Genomic DNA, 3,079 nt, shown 5'->3' on the forward strand with positions numbered 1-3,079 from the left:
AGGCCATTCGCCTGACCGCGCTGGTCAACGAAAACAATGCGGCTTACCAGTTCGCCTATGATGCGTCCGACCGCCTGGTCGAAGAAAAACGCATCGACAACCTGACCCGCCAGTTCAGCTACAACCTGGGTGGACACCTGACACGGGTGGATGAAATCGGCTACGGCGAGCGCGGCGAACGGCCACAGCGTCATACCGAATTTGAGCGCGATGCGATTGGCCGCCTGCTGGCCAAACTCACCGCCGACGCCCGCCAGGACTACACCTACGACGACGCAGACCGCTTGCTCACCATCGAGCGCCTGCCCACCGCTGACGGCAAAAAACTCGGCGTCAGCGCAGAGGCACTCGATTTTGCTTACGACCTGCTCGGGCGCCTGATCAAGGAGAGCACGCCGCAAGGCACTCTGTCCTACGACTACGATCCACTGAGCAACCTGACCACGCTGACCCTGCCTACCGGCCAGCATCTGAATCACCTGTACTACGGCAGCGGCCACCTGCACCAGCTCAACCTCGACGGCCAGCTCATTAGCGACATGGAACGCGACGACCTGCACCGCGAAGTCCTGCGCACCCAGGGGCACCTCACCAGCTGCTACGGCTACGACGCCATGGGCCGCAAGGCCTGGCAGTTCGCTTCGACCCTGCCGGCGGAAAAGCTCTCGCAGCTCCACAACCCCGGCATTCAGCCCGGCCTGCTGGTCGAGCACGTCTACAATCCGATCCATCGCCGCCACCAGTACGACCCGGCCGGCGAACTGACCCGCACCCTCGACAAACTGCGCGGCGAGATCAAGTACGCGTATGAAGCCAATGGTCAACTGCACAGCCGCGACACCGGCAAGTTGGTGGACAGCGAAGAGTTTCGCTATGACGCGGCGGCGAACCGGCTGAACTTCAACACCAGTCAGTTTGATCACGTGAAGGACAACCGGATCAAGCAGTGGCGAGATCAGGAATATACCTACGATGCGTGGGGTAACCTGGTTGAAAAACGCAGCGGGTTGAGCCGGCTGCAGACGTTCAGCTATGACGGCGAAAATCGGCTGGTCAAGGCCGAGACCTTGGTGAATGGCAAGCTGGAAAGCAGCGGTGCCTATCGTTATGACAGCCTGGGACGGCGGGTGGCCAAGGTGTCAGCGGTCAACGGCGTCACCGAGCAGAAGCACTTTTTGTGGCAAGGCCTGCGCCTTTTGCGCGAGGAAACCCCGGGGCAGAGCAGTCTGTACCTCTACGAGCCGGGCAGTTATGCGCCGTTGGCGCGGGTGGATCAGGTTGAGGGTGGGGAACAACAGCTCTATTACTTCCATACCGACCAGATTGGTACGCCGCTGGAGATGACGGACCGTGAGGGGCGGATTGTCTGGCAGGCGACGTACAAGGCGTGGGGTTCCATCGAAGCGCTGGCGGTGAACGAGGTTGAGCAGAATCTGAGGTTTCAGGGGCAGTACTTCGACGACGAGACGGGGCTGCACTACAATACGTTTCGGTATTACGATCCGGGGGTGGGGCGGTTTGTTACGCAGGATCCGATTGGGCTATTGGGAGGGGGTAATCTTTATGAATACGCGCCTAATACTAATGGTTGGATTGATCCCCTCGGATGGTGTGTAACTACTATTGTAACGAGAGGTGCAGCTGGTCAACCTCTGCGAGCAACCGCAACTATCACAGCGAAAGACTTAGGAACTGGTACCACTACCAATAATTCATCTAGAGCATGGGCTAGGCTGCTAGGTAAATCGGATGATGATGCAGGCCATATAATTGGAAAGTTGCTAGGTGGGTCAGGGGGGAAAAATGGTGTATTTCCTCAACTTTCAAAAATAAATAGAGGGCAATTTCGTGAGTTTGAAAAAGGCTTGAGTCAATACATCAAGGCTAATGGCAGCGTAGATGTAGACATTGTTTTCAAGTATGCGGAAGGCGCATCTCGACCCGATAGAATAATTTACAACGTTCTCCAGAATGGAGAACGTGTAATACAGGGGCGTTTCTTCAACTAGGAGGTATCATGAGCGAAAAGGCGATTGACGATTTAGTGATTTTTATGAATTCTATGAAGGATTGGGAGGCTGATTTTTGTTCTGCTCAAGATGAAGCAGATGAAAGTGATATAGATATTTCCACAGTTAAACAGGATTATGCGGTTAAATTAATGGAGATACTAAATCTGCACTCTCTGGATGAGGGTATTAATCGGGAGCGACTAGTTGATCTGGGTAGTACGATTCCGGTGACATATGATTCTTCTAGAGATGTTGTGGAGCCTGAAAATAACAGTGAGTCGATATTCATCGTGAAGCAGAACGCTGGTTTCAAAAGCCAATTCAGATTTTTCATGGTTTTCCGAAATCCTGACTGGGTCATAAAGAAGAAAGAACGGTTAGACGGCTCTGGCAAGTGGGTGGCATCTAGCTTGTGAAAATACGATCTCGCGTGACAACATGCTGCCGGCCGAGGAGCTGAAAACGTACATCGAGCGTCAGGTGAAACTCATTGCCGCCAAATTGCGCGGCTACACCTTGCTCAGCAAGAAGGCTGCCACGTTATCCAGCGAGGAGCACCCGCGCGCTGGCATCCAGGTGGATGCGTACTACATGAACGACGGTCGTCCGGTGTATCAACGTCAGGCGGCTTTCCAGATCGAGCAGCATCGCATTCTCGTGTTTTCAACGACGAGCCAGGCTGATTTCAGCGTCACTCAGAATGAGAACTGGCTACATCTGCTGACCAGCTTCCAACCACGCCAGGACACCGCGCCCACTGACATCGAACAGGAGTAACTCATGTTCGAAGCAGCTCGTTGGGGTGATGAAATTGAGCACACCAGTGCTCTTGGCGGGTTCCTCGTTGGTGCAGTGATTGGGCTTGCGATAGCAACTGCTGCCGCATTCACGATTTGTACGGCTGGTTTGGGTGGAATCCTGCTGAGTATTGCAGCAGGCGTGGGTGCCAGCTTCATTCCGGCGATTGGGGAGAGCATGGGAGCGGCACGAAGTTCTCCAACCGGAGGAATAAAGCTGGAAGGGTGCTCTGCGGATGTGTTCATCAACAACCGTAATGCTGCCCATGC

At 54.5% G+C, this 3,079-nt stretch carries 3 protein-coding genes and 1 pseudogene; all 4 read left to right on the forward strand.

Going from position 1 to position 3,079, the window contains the following annotated elements; translation table 11 throughout:
- Positions 1 to 2,009: RHS repeat-associated core domain-containing protein (locus tag F8N96_RS34725; protein ID WP_191635409.1), on the forward strand; the 2,009-nt coding region annotated here is incomplete at its 5' end.
- Positions 2,010 to 2,017: 8 nt separating this feature from the next.
- Complete coding sequence (locus tag F8N96_RS34730) at positions 2,018 to 2,428, forward strand: NTF2 fold immunity protein (RefSeq protein WP_150801631.1); 411 nt, start codon at positions 2,018 to 2,020, stop codon at positions 2,426 to 2,428.
- Positions 2,429 to 2,432: 4 nt separating this feature from the next.
- A pseudogene (locus F8N96_RS34735) lies at positions 2,433 to 2,789 on the forward strand (DcrB-related protein); the annotation flags it as partial.
- A gap of 3 nt (positions 2,790 to 2,792) precedes the next feature.
- Positions 2,793 to 3,079: hypothetical protein (locus tag F8N96_RS34740; RefSeq protein ID WP_412071840.1), on the forward strand; the 287-nt coding region annotated here is incomplete at its 3' end.

Source organism: Pseudomonas fluorescens, assembly GCF_902497855.1.
Taxonomy (GTDB): Bacteria; Pseudomonadota; Gammaproteobacteria; order Pseudomonadales; family Pseudomonadaceae; genus Aquipseudomonas; species Aquipseudomonas fluorescens_BI.